The organism is Nocardia sp. alder85J (genome assembly GCF_020176955.2).
Taxonomy (GTDB): Bacteria; Actinomycetota; Actinomycetes; order Mycobacteriales; family Mycobacteriaceae; genus Nocardia.
Genome location: NZ_JAIUCZ020000003.1, coordinates 397,917 through 416,212, shown reverse-complemented (window position 1 = coordinate 416,212; position 18,296 = coordinate 397,917). Strand labels below are relative to the sequence as shown.

General features: G+C 70.8%; 14 protein-coding genes. 9 read left to right on the top strand and 5 right to left on the bottom strand.

All coding sequences use genetic code 11. The features are described 5' to 3' along the window. Window positions 1-81 precede the first annotated feature (81 nt). The 4 genes from LBW94_RS13075 to LBW94_RS13060 form a co-directional block, all read right to left on the bottom strand. Window positions 82-1,248, bottom strand: a complete 1,167-nt coding sequence (locus LBW94_RS13075) for a hypothetical protein (protein ID WP_225054243.1) — start codon at window positions 1,246-1,248, stop codon at window positions 82-84. Window positions 1,249-1,351: 103 nt separating this feature from the next. Beyond that, window positions 1,352-2,656, bottom strand: coding sequence for a sensor histidine kinase (locus LBW94_RS13070; RefSeq protein ID WP_225054456.1), 1,305 nt, complete (start codon window positions 2,654-2,656; stop codon window positions 1,352-1,354). Window positions 2,657-2,826: 170 nt separating this feature from the next. Then, on the bottom strand, window positions 2,827-3,531 hold the full coding sequence (locus LBW94_RS13065) for a response regulator transcription factor (protein WP_225054244.1): 705 nt from the start codon (window positions 3,529-3,531) through the stop codon (window positions 2,827-2,829). Between the two features lie 365 nt (window positions 3,532-3,896). Further along, window positions 3,897-5,999, bottom strand: a complete 2,103-nt coding sequence (locus tag LBW94_RS13060; protein WP_225054246.1) for an AMP-binding protein — start codon at window positions 5,997-5,999, stop codon at window positions 3,897-3,899. Window positions 6,000-6,318: 319 nt separating this feature from the next. On the opposite strand from LBW94_RS13060, the gene LBW94_RS13055 reads away from it, so the two are divergent. From LBW94_RS13055 to LBW94_RS13030, 6 genes are all read left to right on the top strand, one after another. Then, window positions 6,319-10,323, top strand: coding sequence for a HAMP domain-containing sensor histidine kinase (locus tag LBW94_RS13055; protein WP_225054247.1), 4,005 nt, complete (start codon window positions 6,319-6,321; stop codon window positions 10,321-10,323). Then, window positions 10,320-10,733: a roadblock/LC7 domain-containing protein gene (locus LBW94_RS13050; protein ID WP_011207200.1), complete on the top strand. Its 414-nt coding sequence runs from the start codon at window positions 10,320-10,322 to the stop codon at window positions 10,731-10,733. Before LBW94_RS13055 ends, LBW94_RS13050 begins: the two co-directional genes overlap by 4 nt. A gap of 7 nt (window positions 10,734-10,740) precedes the next feature. Continuing rightward, window positions 10,741-11,115: a DUF742 domain-containing protein gene (locus LBW94_RS13045; RefSeq protein WP_026343780.1), complete on the top strand. Its 375-nt coding sequence runs from the start codon at window positions 10,741-10,743 to the stop codon at window positions 11,113-11,115. Further along, on the top strand, window positions 11,096-11,698 hold the full coding sequence (locus LBW94_RS13040) for a GTP-binding protein (RefSeq protein ID WP_225054249.1): 603 nt from the start codon (window positions 11,096-11,098) through the stop codon (window positions 11,696-11,698). The genes LBW94_RS13045 and LBW94_RS13040 overlap by 20 nt, the downstream gene beginning before the upstream one ends. Window positions 11,699-11,771: 73 nt before the next feature. Then, on the top strand, window positions 11,772-13,373 hold the full coding sequence (locus LBW94_RS13035) for a carboxyl transferase domain-containing protein (protein WP_225054251.1): 1,602 nt from the start codon (window positions 11,772-11,774) through the stop codon (window positions 13,371-13,373). Continuing rightward, window positions 13,360-14,211, top strand: coding sequence for an aldo/keto reductase (locus LBW94_RS13030; protein ID WP_225054252.1), 852 nt, complete (start codon window positions 13,360-13,362; stop codon window positions 14,209-14,211). Before LBW94_RS13035 ends, LBW94_RS13030 begins: the two co-directional genes overlap by 14 nt. Here the strand turns inward: LBW94_RS13030 and LBW94_RS13025 are convergent, their stop codons facing one another. Further along, complete coding sequence (locus tag LBW94_RS13025) at window positions 14,212-15,513, bottom strand: pyridine nucleotide-disulfide oxidoreductase (RefSeq protein ID WP_225054458.1); 1,302 nt, start codon at window positions 15,511-15,513, stop codon at window positions 14,212-14,214. A gap of 99 nt (window positions 15,514-15,612) precedes the next feature. On the opposite strand from LBW94_RS13025, the gene LBW94_RS13020 reads away from it, so the two are divergent. The 3 genes from LBW94_RS13020 to LBW94_RS44200 are packed head-to-tail and all read left to right on the top strand — an operon-like array spanning window position 15,613 to window position 18,035. After that, window positions 15,613-16,332, top strand: a complete 720-nt coding sequence (locus LBW94_RS13020; protein ID WP_225054254.1) for an enoyl-CoA hydratase — start codon at window positions 15,613-15,615, stop codon at window positions 16,330-16,332. Next, on the top strand, window positions 16,332-17,507 hold the full coding sequence (locus LBW94_RS13015) for an MBL fold metallo-hydrolase (protein ID WP_225054256.1): 1,176 nt from the start codon (window positions 16,332-16,334) through the stop codon (window positions 17,505-17,507). Before LBW94_RS13020 ends, LBW94_RS13015 begins: the two co-directional genes overlap by 1 nt. 27 nt (window positions 17,508-17,534) lie before the next feature. After that, complete coding sequence (locus tag LBW94_RS44200) at window positions 17,535-18,035, top strand: antitoxin (protein WP_323137850.1); 501 nt, start codon at window positions 17,535-17,537, stop codon at window positions 18,033-18,035. Window positions 18,036-18,296: the final 261 nt, after the last annotated feature.

The following is an 18,296-nucleotide window of genomic DNA, read 5'->3' as shown; positions in this document are numbered from 1 at the left end:
CCGCTGAGTTGTCCCGGGCGGCTCCGCCGCCGACACGTCCGCACCCGGGTTCCGGTTCGCACCGGAACCCGGGTGCGAACGTCACCTGCGCACGATCTCGACCGGATCGGTCAGCGATTCGGCGATCGCCGACTGCTGGGAGCTGGTGTGCCCCGGCAGTGTGGTGAGCGCCTTCCCGGTCTGCGTGTTCAGATTTCCCACGATCTGCTGCAACTGCTGCACGCCGCCGGTGAGCTGCGAGATGGCGCTCACCAGCGCCGCCGAACCCTGATCGGCCAGCTGCGGGATCTGCTGCGCCATGCCGGCGCCGGTATTCAATAGTTTGCCCGCATCGTCGAGGCGTGCCACCGCGTCACGCAGCAGCGTGGCCAGCGGGGTGTCCGGATCGGTGCTGCTGCCCGCCAACTGGGCGAAACCCTGGAGCTGTCCGGCGGCCTGATTCGCCACTCCGCGCAGCGCGTCCAATTTGCCGATCACGTCGGCCAATTGCGGATCGGCCGCGAACGGCAGCCCCCGCAGCAGCGTCACCGCCTGATCCAGTCCGGTGCCGAGTTGCCCCGCCGAGGTGGTCACCTGCCCGAGGGTCAGGCCCGAGGCGTCCAGTGCGCCCGCCAGACTCGACGCGGTGGAACGCACCGCGGTCAGGGCGCTGTCCAGCTGCCCGATACCCGCGGTCAGCTCACCGGCCCCGCTCTTGGCGGTGTCCAGGAAACCCAGCATCTGATCGGCGCCCGCGGAGAACTCGCCGGAGGCCCCGGCCGCGGCCTGCACGCCCGCGCCCAGCAGCTGCGTGGTGAACGCCGCCTGCTGCACCGAACCCCGCGCGGTGGCGATGGCCGCCAGCATCTCGTCCACGCCCGCTGCGCCGACCCGGCGGGTCACCTCGCCCACCGCGTCGTCGACCAGGTGGGTGTCGGCATGCCGATTGGCGGCCACGGTGACCTGGGCGCGATGCGGGGTGGCGGTGGCCAGCGTGGCGATCGAGCCGGAGAGATCGGCCGGCAGCGTGATCACCGCGGCGTAGTCGGCGGTACTCGCCCCCGGCTGCGCGGTCACCCACTGCTGAGAGTGGTCGTCCTGCAACGCCTTCGCGATGCGGGCGCCGGTCGGTCCGGCGTCGGTGTTCACCAGGGCGATCCGGGTCGGCGCGTCGCCCGGCCGCAGCCACAGCGCCACACCCCCGGCGACGGCGGCCACCACGAGCACGACCACGGCGAGCAGGATCCAGCGAAGACGTCTACCGAGCACCGACGAACCGTAGCGGGTGCACTCGGCGCCAATTCTGGCGCGTCTCTGAGGATTCGGTAAGGATTGGGCCCGGGTGGTCCTGCCGCGGAGGCGGGTTCGCGGTCTACGCCGGGTAGCGGTGATCCGGCAGCACCAGCTTCAGGCGCACCCCGCCGAGCGTGCCGTCGTCGAAAAACGCTCGGCCACCGTGCAATTGGGCCTGCTGGGCGACCAGCGCCAGACCCAGGCCGGAGCCGCCCTTGCTGGCATAGCTGCCGCGGACGAAGCGCTGGAACACCGCCTCGCGTTCGGCGGGCGGGATGCCGCGGCCGTTGTCGTCGACCGACAACACGATCGCGCCGTCGCCGGTCCGGTGCGCCGACACCAGCGCCTCGGTGGCCCCGCCGTGCCGGACCGAATTGGTCAGGGCATTGTCGACCGCCAGCCGCAGGCCGGTCGGCAGGCCGCGGATGATCAGCTCCGGATCGGTGTCGATGCGCACGGTCAGCTTCGGATAGTGCCGCATGGCATCGTGCGCGGCCTGATCGACCAGTTCGGCGACATCGGTGCGGACCAGATCGCTGTCGTTGGTGAGCTCACCGGCGGCCAGCCGTTCCAGCGCCGCCAGCGTGGCCTCCACCCGGCCCTGGCTGCGTTGCAGATCGTCGAGGATCTCGGTGCGTTGCTGCTCGTCCAGGTCGAGGGTGCGCAGTACTTCCAGGTCGGTGCGCATCGCGGTGAGCGGGGTGCGCAACTCGTGCGCCGACACGGCGGCGAAATCGCGTGCGGTCTCCAGCGCCGCGGCGGTTTCCCCCTGCGCTCGGTTCACCCGTTCCAGCAGGCCGTTCAGGGCGTCGGCGAGCTGTTCGGCCTCGCGCACCCCGGCGCCGTCCACCGGCTCGTCCGGCTGCCCGGTGGCGCCGTAGGCGCCGACCTGTTCGGTCAGATGGACGATCGGGCGCACCGCGCGCCCGCCGAACACCCAGCCCAGCCCCGCGGTCGCGGCGATGGTCAGCACGGCCGCGGCCAGCACCCAGCGGCGTTGTTCGGCGGTGGCGTGATACGCCTGGGTCAACGGGATGCCGATGGACACGATCCGGCCCGTGGGCTGATTGTCGGTGGTGGTCAGCACCCGGAACGGGACGCCGTCCAGCGAGATGGTCTGTGATCCCGGATGCAGTTCCGGCAGATGCACACTGGTGCTGGAGACCACCGTGCTGTCGTCGCGGACCGTGACCGCGAGGTCGTGATTGGGACCAACCAGCGAGAGCACCCCGACCGCGATCACCGGCTGGATCAGCACGATCCGCGCCGCGATGGTCAGCTCCTGATCGGCCTGGGCCAGATTGTTGCGTTCCAGCGCCTGCACCGACAACCAGCTGACCACCGCGGCGATGACGGTCGCGCCGAGCGCGGTCGCCGTCGCCACCCGGGTGCGCAGCGAATACGAGCCGCGCCGCCGCCGGGGATGGCAGACGGTAGCCGTTGCGCCGGTACGTTTTTCGGTGCCGGTGCCGGTGCCGGTGCCGGTGCCGGTGCCGGTGCCGGTGCCGGTGCCGGTGCCGGTGCCGGTGCTCGTGTCTGCGCCCGCGCCGCCGCTCACTTCGGCGCCCGGAGCACGAAGCCGACCCCTCGGATGGTGTGCAACAGCCGCGGCGTATCGCCCGCCTCCAGCTTGCGGCGCAGATAGCCGACGAAGACGTCGACGACGTTGGTGTCCGCGGCGAAGTCGTAGCCCCACACCAGTTCCAGCAGCCGCTCCCGGCTCAGCACCACGCCCGCATTGCGGGCCAGCGTGGACAGCAACTCGAATTCCCGCTTGGTGAGCTCGATCTCCTGCCCGTTGAGCAGTGCGCGATACCCGGCGACGTCGACCTCTAGCGGGCCCACCGTGATTCCGGCCGGACCGGTCCCGGCCGGGACGGCGGCATCGCTGCGGCGTCGCAGCAGGGCGCGGATCCGCGCGACCAGTTCGGCCAGCACGAACGGTTTCACCAGATAGTCGTCGGCCCCGGACTCCAGGCCCGCGATCCGGTCGTCGACCGAGTTGCGCGCCGACAGCACGCAGATCGGCACCTCGTTGCCCATCGCCCGCAGCGCGGTCACCACCCCGGCCCCGTCCAGCACCGGCATGTTCATATCGAGCACGATCGCATCGGGCGATTGCTCACCGACACTGCGCAGCGCGGCCGCCCCGTCTCTGGCGATCAGCACCTCGAACCCGGACAGCCGCAACCCACGCTGCACCGACGCCAGCAGATCCTCGTCGTCGTCCACCAATAAGACGGTAGGAACCGTGTCCACCCACCACACGCTACTGTGTTTGATTGCTTCGGCTTCGCCTCGCGGACTCGTGGCCTGTGCTGTGTTTGATTGCTTCGGCTTCGCCTCGCTGGTTTGTGGCCTGTGCTGTGTTTGACTGCTTCGGCTTCGCCTCGCTGGTTTGTGGCCTGTAACCCCGGCGTTCCGGCACCCGCTGCTTGCTCCTTCGTCGCATCGCATCGGGCGCCGGAACGCCGGGGGCGGCCACAAACCGTGGCGGGGCGGGGAGGCGGGACGGTCGGAGGGTGGTTTCAGGCTGGGTTTGGGAGGCGGCTGCGGCGATCGGGCCTGCTGGACGGTCGGGGTCCGGGGCAGGAGGGCGGGGGGCCTGCCGGTGGGGTAACGGGTCAGGCCGTCGGGTCCTCGTCGGAAGAGGCGGGAGCAGAGGCTTTTTCGGTGGGATGGGTGTCGGCGCGGCCGGCGAGGATCTGGTCCTCGAAGGCCAGCAGGACGGCCGGGTCCTCGATGGTGGCGGGCATCTCCCAGGCCTCGTCGGAGGCGATCTGGCGCATGGTGCGGCGGAGGATCTTGCCGGAGCGGGTCTTCGGGAGACCCTGGACGATCACGACGTCGTGCAGGGTGGCGATGGCGCCGATCTGATCGCGGACCCGGGCGATGACCTCGTCGCGCAGGCGGGCGGGGTCGATGTCGGTGGCGGCCGCCTTGAGGACCACGTAGGCGATCGGGCGCTGGCCCTTGAGTTCGTCGGGGATGCCGATCACGGCGCATTCGGCGACGGCCTCGTGGCCGGCGACGGCTGCTTCTATCCCGCCGGCCGAGAGGCGGTGGCCGGCCATGTTGATCACGTCGTCGCTACGGCCCAGGACGAAGAGGTAGCCGTCCTCGTCGAAATATCCGGAGTCGCCGGTCAGATAGTGGCCGGGGTAGGCGGAGAGATAGGAGCGGGCGAAGCGCTCGTCGTCGCCCCACAGGCCGGTGAGGGTGCCGGGAGGCAAGGGGAGGCCGATGACGATGTTGCCCTCGGTGCCGGGTGGTACCGCGCGGCCCTCGTAGTCCAGGACCCGCAGGCGGTAGCCGGGGACCGGTACCGAGGCCGAGCCGGGTTTGATCGGAAGTTCTTGTAGCCCTATGGGATCCGCGCAGATCGGCCAGCCGGTCTCGGTCTGCCACCAGTGGTCCACCACGGGGATGTCCGGATGGCCGGCCAGCAGGGTGTCACGGACCCACTGGTAGGTGGGCGGATCCAGTCGTTCGCCGGCGCAGAACAGGGCGCGCAGCGAGGAGAGATCGTGATGGCCGGCCAGCGCGGCGTCGGGGTCGGCGCGGCGGATGGCGCGCAGGGCCGTGGGGGCGGTGAACATCACATCCACGCCGTACTTCTCGACCACCCGCCAGTAGGCGGCGGAGTCCGGCGTACCGATCGGTTTGCCTTCGTACAGAACGGTTGTCGCGCCCGCCAGTAAGGGGGCATAGACGATGTAGGAGTGTCCGACCACCCAGCCGATGTCGGAGGTGGTGAGCATCACCTGGCCCGGCGCCACGTCGTAGATGTTGCGCATCGACCAGGTCAGCGCGACCGCGTGCCCGCCGTTGTCGCGCACGACGCCCTTGGGCCGGCCGGTGGTACCGGAGGTGTAGAGGATGTAGAGCGGATCGGTGGCGGCCATCGGCACCGGGTCGGCCGGTTCCGCGTCCAGAATCATGTCTTCCCAGTCCAGCCACTGTGCCGCAACGGTTTCCGAGGAATCCGGCAAATGTTCGGTGGCCGGTTGGGGAGCGGCGAAGGGGATCACCGGGAAGCCCTCGCGCTGCTTCACCACCACGTGGTGCGGAGCCGCGGTCTTGGTCAGGTCCAGCGCCTGCAACACGATCGGCGGGTACTCGATCCGCCGGCCCGGTTCCAGGCCGCCGGAGGCGGTGACGATGAGTGTGGGCTGGGCATCGTCGATGCGGGCGGCCAGCTCGTGCGCGGCGAATCCGCCGAACACCACCGAGTGCACGGCGCCGATCCGGGCGCAGGCCAGCATCGCGACCACGGCCTCCGGGATCATCGGCAGGTAGATGACCACACGATCGCCGGTGCGCACGCCCAGTCGCAGCATCGCGCCGGCGAACTGCGCCACCTCCGCCAGCAATTCGGCGTAGGTGTAGGTTCGACTGGCGCCGGTCATGGCCGAGTCATAGATTAGGGCCGGCTGGTGTGCGCGACCCCCCGGAGCCGTGGGGCGGCCGGCCGAGTCCGGTTGGGGCGCTTCGAGTTGCGTCGAGTCCTCTTCCGGTGTGATATCGCGCACATGACGATCGAGTGCGTTGTAGGAGGTGTTCAGGCGAGCATCGGGAAACCACCGAGCGGTCGGACGGGCCGTGGCGTCGAGGATCTGTGTGGGCGGAACGTCCCAGCTGATAGCCTCGGCCGCAGCGCGCCAGAAGTCCGAGGGATCGACCAGGCTCGTTTGGTAGGTGGGCCGGTACTCCCGCTTCGCGTTCAACCCTGTGACTCCCTGCCTCGCCTCTGATGCCCGCCTCGATAGATCAGCCTGATTGTGGCAGACTTCACGCGACGTCCGGGCGGACGCCGCGACCTTTGATTTTGTCCAGAATGGGCTGGTTGGTGGCCGGGGAATGCCAAGAGGTCACACAAGAAGTTATTGATCCGTTAGAATCGCATGCCACATATATCGGCCGTCATGGACGCAATTTTCTCGGCCAGCCGCAGTTCTCGGCCAGCTCCGCCTGTCGAGCCCAGCGTGCGATCGCGGAGGCTCGCTCATGGCGCATGGCTGGGGCCAGTTTGGAAAGTGAGTGGAGATGCGTGACGCCGCTAGGCCCGGTACGAAGCGTTGGGCGCTCGGCAACTGGGACCTGCGCTGGAAGGTCACGGCCGTGCTGGCCGTCCCCCTGCTGGTGGCGGTGGTACTCGGAGCATCCCGGATCGCATCCGAGTTCGGCGACTCGAGCAGGCTCAACTCCTCCGTAGGTCAGGTCGAGGCGATCCCGGCGGTCACCGGTCTGAGCGCCGCGGCCGGCACCATCGCCGCCTCCCAGATGGTCCAGATCGGCACCCAGTCGGTGGTCGACGATGCCGATCTCACCAAACTGGATGCGGCGATCGACGCCGCGGTCAGGGCCGAATCCAAACTGGACGGTGTGTCCGGCGGCCGGGCCGCACTCGATGCCATGATCACCAGCGCCCGCGCGGTGCGCTCCGCCGGAAAGACTCCGGCACACAGCGTTCCCGATGCCCTGAACCAGGAAGAGGGCATCCGGCAGAACAGCGTGAAGACGGTGGAATCCATCGTCGGCACGGTCGCCGACCCGAGCGTGGAATCCGCGAAGCTGCGGCTGGTCGATTCGCTGAACACCCGCGCGGCCCTGGTGACCCAGAGCGCCGCCATCGCCACCGCGCTGCGCGGCAGCCCCAAGGACGGGCTGCGCGACTATCTGGTGGCGGTCTCCACCGAGCGGCAGATGCTGGGCGTGCTCGCACACCGCTTCCCGGACGGCGACCAAACCATCGCCGATCTCATCGCCGAGGCCGACAATCGGCAGCAACTGGGCAGCGGCCCGCAGGTGGCCTCCGGCCAGGTGCCGATCCAGGACATGAAGCAGTCCTCGGAGACCAGCCTCGCGGACTACCAGAAGATCGTCGACCGCTCCACCGCGGACATCACCTCGCTGGTCGACACCCTCGCGGACAACTCCCGCACCGGTGCCATCCGATACTCGGCGATCGTCATCACCACCATCCTGGCCGCGCTGCTGCTGGCCGTGGTCATCGCGCGGTCGATGATCGTCCCGCTGCGCAAGCTGCGCCTGGCCGCGCTGCGCGTGGCCGAGCACGACCTGGGTCACGAGGTGTCGCGGCTGCGCGACGGCGCCAGCCCGGAGGACGTGCCGCTGGAGCCGATGCCGGTGCACACCGACGAGGAGATCGGCCAGCTGGCCCGCGCGGTCGACGACATCCACGGCCAGGCGCTGCGCCTCGCCGCCGACCAGGCCGCGATGCGTACCCAGGTCAACGACATGTTCGAGACCCTGGCGCGGCGCTCGAAGTCCCTTGTCGACCATCAGCTCTCGCTGATCGAGGCGATGGAGTACGACGAGAAGGACCCGCGTCTGCTGGAGAACCTCTTCCGGCTGGACCATCTCGCCGCCCGTATGCGCCGCAATGGCGACAACCTGCTGATTCTGGCCGGTACCCGGCAGCGCCGCACCAAGTCCGCCCCGGTCGAGATCGCCGACGTGCTGCGTGCCGCGATCTCCGAGGTCGAGGACTACGAGCGGGTGAAGCTGGGCGCCACACCGCGCGGTGCCATCACCGAACCGGCCGCCTCCGACCTCGCGCACCTGTTCGCCGAGCTGCTCGACAACGCGCTGCGCGCCTCGCCGCCGGAGACGGACGTCAAGTTCACCTTCGCGCAGGCGCACGATCAGGGCGTGCTGATCGAGGTCGCGGACCGCGGCATCGGTATGCCGCCCGCGGAGATGGCCGACATCAACCGCCGGCTGGAGACCACCGCCGAGGTCGGTTCCGACACCGCGCGGCACATGGGCCTGTTCGTGGTGAGCCGGTTGGCCGAGCGGCACGGTCTGACCGTGCGCCTGCGGCCCACCTTCGACACCGCCCGCGATCCCGGCGTCACTGTGACGGTGCACGTGCCCAAGGTGCTCATCGTGGCGCCCCCCGGCGGCATGGTCACGGTCCCGGCGCCGACGCCGAGCCAGCCGAACAATCCGGTGCAGTCCACCGGCCCGTCCTCGATGCAGATGCGGGCGGTCACTCGGACGCCCAGCGGCAACATGATGGTGACGGTGGATCCCGGTGTGAGCGGGCCGATTTCGGCCAACGGCACCGATCGCACCGTCGCCGCCAACGGCGCCGCCGGGATCAACGGCACCACGGGGACGAAGGGTCCCAACGGGACTCCGTTGTCGGCGCCGCCGAGCGGTCCGCTGCCGCAGCGCGAGCCGGGCGGTGGCCTGCCGCAGCGGCAGCCGGGCACCAACGGCCCGACCGTGCGGCACACCGTCTCCGATCCCAATCTGCGCAATCCCGGTCTGCCGCAGCGCGATCCGGGTGCGAACGGGCCGCAGCAGCCGCAGCCGCAGCCGGGTACCGGGCTGCCCCCGCGACCGGCGGGCAGCGGTACGCCGCAGCCGCAGCCGGGGCTGGCGGCGAACATGCTCAAGCGCCAGCCGGGTGTGACTCCGGGCCAGCCGCCGCGACCGGCCGGGCCGCCGCCGGCGACCACCGGTATGCCGCCGAGCGGGCTGCCGCAGCGCCAGCCCGGGAGCAACGGAATACCGGGTGGCAGCGCGGCGCCGGGCCCCAACGGCCTGTCCCAGCGGCCGGCCGGTCCGCCGTCCGCCCCCAACGGCCTGCCGCAGCGCGACGCGGCCCCGACCGGACTGCCGCCGCGGCCGCCGACCACCCCGGGCAGCGGCCTGCCGCAGCGCCCGGCGCCCGGTCTGCCGCCGCGTGAGCCCGGCGCCGGTGCGCCGCCGCGCGACACCGCCGCACCCGGTCTGCCCACTCGCGACACCCAGTCCGGCGGCCTCCCGCGCCGCGAGCCGACCTCACCCGGGATGCCGCAGCGCGATCCCGCCACCGGCCTGCCGCAGCGGGACGTGGGTGCGCCGGGCCTGCCGCGCCGGGACGCCGGGCCGAGCGGCCTGCCGCAGCGCGATACGGGTTCACACGGTCTGCCGCAGCGGGAGCCGGGTTCCGGCCTGCCGCAGCGGGATCCGAGTGCGGCCCGATTGCCCCAGGTCGGTGCGCCGGGTCAGCCGCAGCGGGAAACCGGTCCCACCGGCTTGCCGCAACGTGACACGGGTTCGCACAGTCTGCCGCAGCGGGAAGCCGGTGCGACGGGCCTGCCGCAGCGGGAAGCCGGCCCTACCGGTCTGCCGCAGCGTGATACGGGTTCGCACGGTCTGCCGCAGCGCGAGCCCGGTGCGCCCGGTCTGCCGCAGCGGGATGCGGGTGCCACCCGGCTTCCGCAGCGGGATACGGGTTCTCATGGTCTCCCACAGCGGGATACCGGTGCGCCCGGCCTGCCGCAGCGGGATGCGGGCGCCACCCGGCTACCGCAGCGGGACACCGGTTCGCACGGTCTCCCACAGCGGGACACGGGTTCGCACGGTCTCCCACAGCGGGATACCGGTGCGACGGGTCTGCCGCAGCGTCAGCCCGGCGGCCTGCCGCAGCGCGACGCCACCCCGGACACCGGTCTGCCGCAGCGGGATCCCTCCGGTGGCCTGCCCACCGGCCTGCCCCGCCGCCAGCCCGGCGCCGGGCTGCCGCCGAGACCGGAGCCGACCCCCGGCCTACGCACGCCCGGTGACCACCTCGAGGACGCTGCCGGTGACGGTCGCGAGCGCGGGCGGCACAGCTACCGGGCCAACCCGCAGAAGACCGCTTCGTTCTTCCAGACGCGGCTACAGCCGACGATGGAGGCCGATCCAGTGATCGGCGGTACGCCGATCTTCGCCGAGATGATGTCCGCCTGGCTCCAGGATCCGAATGCGGACCGGTCCCAGGTGGCCGCCTCCTTCGAATCACCTGGTGACGAGGGCTGGCAGGCCGCGCGTCACGCGGTGGAGGTACAGCCGGAGCGGCGGACGGCGGCCGGATTGCCGCAGCGCGATCCGGGTAACCGACTGGTTCCAGGTGGTGTCACCGGAAACACCGACGCGAGCACCGACCGCGATCCAGAATCCATCAGGTCAAGTCTGAGTCGTCACCAGCAGGGCGTCCGGGATGGCCGCGCAATGAGAGCAATGAACCTAACCGGAGATAAAGGAGACCGATGAACCCCGATCTAGGTGGTACGAACCGTCAGCTGGATTGGCTGGTTTCGAACTTCGCCAACGAGGTTCCGGGCGTCGCTCACGCCGTGCTGGTTTCGGCGGACGGTCTGTTGATGGCCGCGAGCGCGCAGTTGCCCGTGGACCGCGCCGAACAGCTGTCCGCGGTGACCGCGGGACTCGCCAGCCTCTCGGTGGGCGTGTCCAACCTCTTCGAGGGCGGCACCGTGTTGCAGTCGGTGGTCGAGATGGAGCACGGCTACCTATTGCTGATGGCAGTGGGCGACGGCTCCTACCTGGCCGTGCTGACGAACACGTCCTGCGATATCGGCCAAGTGGGATACGAGATGGCCTTGTTGGTCGAGCGAGTGGGCCAGACGGTCCAAGCGACACCTCGCGTCACGATGGGTTCCTGACGGTGGGATGGACATAAACAACCAACGCGTGGGAAGCGCCGAGCCGAGCCTCGTCCGCCCTTACTCCTTGACCGCCGGCCGTACCAGGCCGACGGTCGAGTTGGCATTGGAGGCGCTCGTCGCATCGCATCCGGTCGCCCTGGAGCGGCAGTTCGAGCTCACCAACATCGAGACGTCGATCGTGGAGTTGTGCAGAGAATCGCCGTCGGTCGCGGAAGTGGCTGCCCGATTGGGCATGCCGATCGGGGTGGCACGGGTATTGGTCGCCGACCTGATCGAAGCCGGCCATGTGCGGGTTTCGGCGACATTGAAAGACGATTCCAGCGACGACGAACGTCGCGAGCTGATCGAAAGGGTTCTCAGTGGACTCCGGCGTATATGATTCGACGTCCTCGGTCGATACCCGCACCAGTAAGCCAACCTCGGCGAAGATCGTGGTCGCCGGTGGCTTCGGTGTGGGTAAGACCACTCTCGTCGGTGCCGTTTCGGAAATCGTTCCGTTGCGCACCGAGGCATTGGTGACCAATGCCAGTGTCGGCGTCGACAGCCTGGCGGCCGTGCCGACCAAGGCCACCACCACGGTGGCGATGGATTTCGGCCGGATCAGCCTGGCCGACGATCTGGTGCTGTATCTGTTCGGCACGCCGGGCCAGTACCGCTTCTGGTTCATGTGGGACGACCTGATCCGCGGCGCCATCGGCGCGGTGGTGCTGGTCGACACCCGCCGGCTGGAAGACAGTTTCGCGGCGGTGGACTACTTCGAGGCGCGGCACCTACCGTTCCTCGTGGCCATCAACGAGTTCGACGACGCACCGCGGTACCCGCTGGAGGACATCCGGCAGGCGCTCGCGGTGCCGGCCGATGTGCCGATCATGTCGCTGGACGCGCGTCGCCGCGAGCCGGTCAAGCAGGCGCTGGTCTCGGTCACCGAATACGCACTGCGCAAGGTCGTCCAGGGATATTGAGACCCGGCCACGACCGGAGCCGCCGGGCTCACGGTCTCGTGGCCGGTGATCGGTGTTCGGCTACGCTCGCCGCGTGAAGATCTCGGCGCGACAGCTGCTGGACGACCTGCTCGATCCGGATTCCTTCGTGAGCTGGGACCGGCCGCCTGTCGAGGTGGCCGCAGCTCCCGAGTACCGGGTGGAGCTACGGGCGGCTGCCGCCCGTGCGGGCGTCGACGAGTCCGTGCTGACCGGTGAGGGGTTACTGCGCGGACGGCGGGTCGCCGTGGTCGCGTGCGAGTTCGGCTTCCTCGCGGGGTCGATCGGGGTCGCGGCGGCGGAACGGGTCGTGACGGCGGTCGAGCGCGCCACCGAACTGGGCCTGCCCCTGCTGGCGTCGCCGACCTCGGGCGGCACCCGGATGCAGGAGGGCACGGTCGCCTTCGTGCAGATGGTCAAGATCGCCGGTGCGGTGGCCGCGCACAAGGCGGCGGGACATCCCTATCTGGTGTATCTGCGCGACCCGACCATGGGTGGCGTGTTCGCGTCCTGGGGTTCGCTGGGGCACATGACCTTCGCCCAGCCCGGCGCGCTGATCGGCTTCCTCGGCCCGCGGGTGTACGAGGCGCTGTACGGGCATCCGTTTCCCGAGGGCGTGCAGACGGCCGAAAACCTTTATCGCTCAGGCGTGATCGACGGCGTACTGCCGGTCCCGCTGTTCCGCCGGATCGCCCATCGGGTGCTGAATGTGGTGTGCGGCAAGGACTTTCCAGCCGATCTCGACGACGTCGTGGCCGCGCACCCGGCCCGGCCGGCGTTCGGATCCGATTACGTTGCGGCCGAATCGAATTCGTCCGCGTGGCGATCGGTGCTGATCTCCCGCAAGCCCGATCGCCCGGGTATCCGGCAGTTGCTGCGGCGCGCCACCGATCGAGTGCCGTTGTCCGGCACCGGACAAGGCGAGGCCGACCGCACCGTGGTGCACGCCCTGGCCCGCTTCCACGGTCGTTCCTGTGTGGTCTTCGGGCACGACCGCGCCGGGCAGACGCGCGAGAACACCATGGGACCGGCGGCGCTGCGGGAGGCACGGCGCAGCATGCAGCTGGCGGCGGAACTGCGCCTGCCGCTGGTGCTGGTGATCGACACCGCCGGCGCCTCGCTGTCGCGCGAGGCGGAGGAGCGTGGTCTGGCGCCCGAGATCGCCAGGTGCCTGGCCGATCTGGTGATGCTGGACACTCCCACGGTGTCGGTGCTGCTCGGCCAGGGCACCGGCGGCGGCGCCCTGGCGCTGCTGCCCGCCGATCGGGTGCTGGCCGCCGGACACGCCTGGCTGGCGCCGCTGCCGCCGGAGGGCGCCAGCGCGATCGTGTACCGGGACACCGCACATGCCGCGGAACTGGCCGCCACCCAACGTATCCGCGCTCGCGACCTGCACGCCGACGGAATCGTGGACCGGATCGTCGGCGAACATCCGGACGCCGCGGCCGAACCCACCGCCTTCGCCCACCGCATGGTCGGCGCCATCGCGGAGACGCTGGACGAACTGCGGGCCGGCGCCCCGGCGGAACTGCGGGCGGCCCGCCGATCGCGGTACCGCCGCCTCGGGCTGGTGACCGAGGTGAGCTCGAACACACCGGGTCATGTCGTTGACGGGTCCGGAAACCGCTTCTACGGTCGGAACGGTGACCTTCAGTAGCGCAAGCAGCACTGTGCCGTCCGTCGTCCTCAACGACGGAAACGTCATACCCCAGCTCGGTTTCGGGGTGTGGCAGGTGGCCAGCGAGGAGGCGTTCGCCACCGTCGCCACGGCCCTCGAAGCGGGGTACCGCAGCATCGATACCGCTGCGGCGTACGGGAACGAGGCCGAGGTCGGCCGTGCGATCCGGGAATCCGGAGTGGCGCGCGACGAGGTCTTCGTCACCACCAAACTGTGGAATCCCGATCAGGGCTACGACTCCACGTTGCGGGCCTTCGACACGAGCATGAAGGAACTGGGCCTGGAGTTCCTGGACCTGTACCTGATCCACTGGCCGGTGGCCCGCGCCGACCGGTTCGTGGACACCTTCCGAGCCTTCCAGGCGCTGAAGTCGCAGGGCCGGATCGGGTCGATCGGCGTCTCCAACTTCACCGTCGACCACTTGCAGCGGCTGATCGCCGAGACCGGTGAGACCCCGGCGGTGAACCAGATCGAACTGCATCCGACCCTGGCCCAGCCCGCCCTGCGCGCCTTCCACGCCCGGCACAGCATCGCCACCGAGGCGTGGAGCCCGCTCGGCCAGGGCAAGGAGCTGAAGGATCCGACCATCGCGGAGATCGCGGAGCAGACCGGCCGCACCGCGGCCCAGGTGATCATCCGCTGGCATCTGCAACTGGGCAATGTGGTCATCCCGAAGTCGGTCACCCCGTCCCGCATCGAGGAGAACTTCGACGTGTTCTCCTTCGAGCTGACCACCGAGCAGATGCAGCGCATCGACGCCCTGGACACCGCCACCCGCATCGGTCCCGACCCGGACGAGTTCAGCCTCGGGTTGTGATCACTGGGCGCGCGGCAGGCCCAGATATTCGGTGAGTTCCACCGCGGCCGCACGCCCGGCGCGATTGGCGCCGATCGTGCTGGCCGAGGGGCCGTAGCCGATCAGATGGATGCGCGGGTCCGCGGCGACCCGGGTGGCCAGCCGCCCGGTCATGGTGATGCCGCCGCCGGGCCCGCGCAGCCGCAGCGGTGCCAGATGGTCCAGCGCACTGCGAAAACCGGTGGCCCACAGGATCACTCGCGCGGGCTGGAAGGTTCCGTCGGCCCAGCGCACCCCGTCGGGCTCGAGGCGCCGGAACATCGGGTGCCAGCGCAACGCCCCCCGCGCGCGGGCCGCCCGGACCCGGTCGTCGACCGGCAGCCCGGTCACCGACACCACCGAGCGCGGCGGCAGGCCGCGACGCACCCGATCCTCGACCAGCGCGACCGCGGCCCGGCCGTCGTCCGGGCCGAACGGCGTTTCGCGCCAGCGCGGTTCGGTGCGCGACACCCAGGTCGTGGTGGTCACCTGCGAGATCTCGTCGAGCAACTGGATCGCCGAGATCCCCGCACCCACCACCACGACGTGCTCACCCGCGAATTCCGCCGCCGTCCGGTAGTCGTGCGCGTGCAACTGCCGGCCGGTGAAGGTCTCGGCGCCGGGGTAGTAGGGGATGAACGGCTTCTCCCAGGTCCCGGTCGCATTGACCAGGCCGCGCACCCGCAGCGTCGTGATCTGCGCCTCGGCCACAGGTCCGCCGCTGCCGCCCGGCTGCGCCGCCGCCACCGAGACGGTTCCCGCCTCGGTCGCGGCGCTCGCCGAACTGCTCGGCGAGGTCTCCCGCGGCGCACTCGGTCCGGTGTCTGCCGACCTGCTCCGCAGGGAATCCGGCGGTGGGCCCGAGACCTCGCCCGGCACGGTGTCGACGTGCAGCAGGCCGTCGACCTCGCCGGCCGGGCAGGTGGCGGCCGAGGCGCGGTCGCACACCACCCGGACCGAGACCGGCCGCCGCACGGCGAGCCCGAATCGCTTCTCGTAGAGGTCGAAATAGTGCGGGACGGCGGTGGCGGCCGGGACGTCGTCGGCATCCGGCGGCAGGGTCTCCGCGAACGACATGCCCGGCAGATCGTGGACCCGGTTCACCGTGGTCAGCGTCAGCGACGGCCAGCGGAACTGCCAGGCCCCGCCCGGTCCGGGCGCGTGGTCGACGATGCGGAAATCCCGGTCCGGGCGCAGTCCCAGTCGTTGCAGGTGGTACCCCACCGACAGTCCGGCCTGGCCCGCGCCGATCACGAGAATGTCGACATCGGCGGTGGTCACCATCGTCACAGTACCGCTGGTGCGTCGGGTGCGGCCGGGCAACCGTCGGCCACCTACAGTGAAGTCGTCAATGCTCGTCGCACGACCGGGGAGGTCCTGACCATGCTGGGTGTGAGCCGCGATGGTGACGTGGTCACCATCGAATTGCAGCGCCCGCAGCGCCGCAACGCCCTGAACGAGGAACTGGTGGCGCTGCTGCACGAGGCGGTCACGGCCGCCGCCGCCGATGCCCGGGTGATCGTGCTCACCGGCGCCGGGCGGATCTTCTGCGCCGGCGCGGACCTCGACGGCGCGCATTCGGAACAGTTCCTGCGCGCGCTGATGGCGATGCTGCACGCGGTGGAGAACGCGCCGGTGCCGGTGATCTCCGCCATCCACGGCGGGGCGCTGGGCGCGGGCGTGCAGCTGACGCTCGCCTCCGATCTGCGGGTGCTGAGCCCGGACGCCTTCGTCGGCATTCCGGCCGCCAAACTCGGTGTCTCACTGGACAATTGGACCGTGCGGCGGCTCGCCGCACTGATCGGCGGCGGCCCGGCCCGCACCATGCTGCTGGGCGCCGAGCTGATTCCCGCGGCCGACGCCTACACCTTCGGCTACGCCAACCGGATCGGCACGCCGGCGGACGCGCAGGCGTGGGCGAAGCAGATCGCCACGCTGGCGCCGCTGTCGTTGCGTCACCTGAAGATGGTGCTCAACGGCGGTGACGGGGCCGAGACCCCGGAACAGGCGGCGGCGTTGCGGGCGGCCTGGGAGAGCGCCGACGCCGAGGAGGCGATGGTGGCCCGCCGGGAGAAGCGCGCACCGAAGTTCGTGGGCCGCTGATGGGCGCGCTCGCGGGGCTGCGCCGGACCGCGCTGACGGCCGCCGGGGCGGTGGGCCTGGGCTGGGTGGTCCGGGCGATATGGGAGATCCCGTCGGCGATGGGCGCCTCGGCCGCGGCCATCGCGCCGGTCGCCTCGGGCGCCGCGGGCTACCGCAACCGGCAGTTCCACAACATCGAGCCGAGCGTCGCCGTGCGGCCGGGCTCGATGCTCTCGCTGCTGGTCTCGGCGCTGACCCGGCAGGGCGTGGGCCGGCCGGCGGGCACGATTCCGCTGGCCGTCCCGCAGACCCCGGCCGCCGCCGCCGATCTGGCCGTCACCTGGTACGGCCACGCGTCGGCGCTGCTGGAGGTCGACGGGTACCGCATCCTCACCGATCCGGTGTGGAGCGAGCGGGTCTCACCGTCGGCGCTGGTCGGGCCCGCCCGGCTGCATCCGGTGCCGGTGCCGCTGGCGGACCTGCCGCCGCTGGACGCGATCGTGATCTCGCACGACCACTACGACCACCTCGACCGGGACACCGTCCGCGGCCTGGTCGACGGCCACGACGCGCCGTTCGTGGTGCCGCTGGGCATCGGCGCGCACCTGCGCAAATGGCAGGTGCCGGACCGCCGGATCATCGAATTGGACTGGGGCGCTTCGGTATCGATGGCCGACCTGGGCCGCGCGCGGGAGTCCGGCGATCTGGTGCTGACCTGTACCGAGGCCCGGCACTTCTCCGGCCGCGGCCTGGTCCGCAACACCACGCTGTGGGCCTCGTGGATCGTCCGGGGCCCGGTGCGGCGGGTGTACTTCGGCGGCGACACCGGATACACCCGGGCCTTCGCGGAGATCGGCGCCACCGCGGGACCGTTCGATCTGACCCTGCTGCCGATCGGCGCCTACGACGTGCACTGGCCCGACGTGCACATGAATCCGGAGGAGGCGGTGCGCGCGCACGCCGACGTGTGCGCGGGCGACCCGCATCACGGCCTGCTGGTCCCGATCCACTGGGCCACCTTCAATCTCGCCTTCCACGAATGGGCCGAACCGGTGCGCCGGCTGGTGTCCGCCGCCCACGCCGCCGGCACTCCGGTGGCGGTGCCGATCCCGGGCGAGCGGATCGATCCGATTGCACTGCAACCCCAGGTCCCGTGGTGGGAAAATATCCGCAGTGCGGTATCGCCGCCGCAGTGACGACCCAGAAGTGAGAGGGCAGGTCCGATGAGTCTCATCGATACGCTCAAGGGATTGGTTGGCCGGGGCAAGGAACTCGCTGCGGACAACGCCGACAAGATCCACGAGGCCGTGGACAAAGCGGGCGGTTTCATCGACGAGAAGACCGGCGGCAAGTTCACCGACAAGATCGAGAAGGGCACCGACGTCGTCAAGAGCGTGATCCCGGAGCAGACCGCGGCCCCGGAGGAAGCCGCCGCCGAGGAAGCGCCCGCCCCGGAGACGGCTGCCGCCGAGCCCGAGGCTCCGGCCGAGCCCGAACCGGTCGCCGAGCCCGAGGCCGTCGCGGAGCCCGAAGCCGTTCCGGCGCCCGAGCCCGTCGCGGAGCCCGAAGCTGTCGCCGCACCCGCCGCCGAGCCGGAGGCCGAGCCCGACCCGGAGCCGGAACCGGCCGCTGCCCCGGAGGCTGTCTCCGAGCCCGAGACCCCCGCCGAGCCCGAAGCCGCTCCGACGCCCGAGGCCGCCGCCGAGACTCCGGCCGCCGAGTAGCCCGGCAGCGGCCGGAACCGGAGTCGTCGTCACCGGAAACCTTTGCGGGGCAAAGCTTCTGGTGTCGAGCGGTCCGGACCTCCCCCGGATTCGGGTCGTCACCGGGGGCCGTTGCGGCGCAGAGCGCTCGGTGTCGCGCGGTCCCGGCTGCTGTCGTGCCCGGGGTGGTTGCCTGAGGCTGCCGCGCTCCGGTCGCCGAGCGGAGCGCGAACCACACCTGGCGCTCCGGGCATGGGTGCCGGTCCGTGCCGGGGGAGCGTC

Excerpts from the sequence above, each read along its gene's own strand:
- LBW94_RS13055 (WP_225054247.1), top strand. The coding sequence starts at position 6,319 with ATGCGTGACGCCGCTAGGCCCGGTACGAAGCGTTGGGCGCTCGGCAAC.
- LBW94_RS13050 (WP_011207200.1), top strand. The coding sequence starts at position 10,320 with ATGAACCCCGATCTAGGTGGTACGAACCGTCAGCTGGATTGGCTGGTT.
- LBW94_RS13045 (WP_026343780.1), top strand. The coding sequence starts at position 10,741 with ATGGACATAAACAACCAACGCGTGGGAAGCGCCGAGCCGAGCCTCGTC.
- LBW94_RS13025 (WP_225054458.1), bottom strand. The coding sequence starts at position 15,513 with ATGGTGACCACCGCCGATGTCGACATTCTCGTGATCGGCGCGGGCCAG.
- LBW94_RS13020 (WP_225054254.1), top strand. The coding sequence starts at position 15,613 with ATGCTGGGTGTGAGCCGCGATGGTGACGTGGTCACCATCGAATTGCAG.
- LBW94_RS13015 (WP_225054256.1), top strand. The coding sequence starts at position 16,332 with ATGGGCGCGCTCGCGGGGCTGCGCCGGACCGCGCTGACGGCCGCCGGG.
- LBW94_RS44200 (WP_323137850.1), top strand. The coding sequence starts at position 17,535 with ATGAGTCTCATCGATACGCTCAAGGGATTGGTTGGCCGGGGCAAGGAA.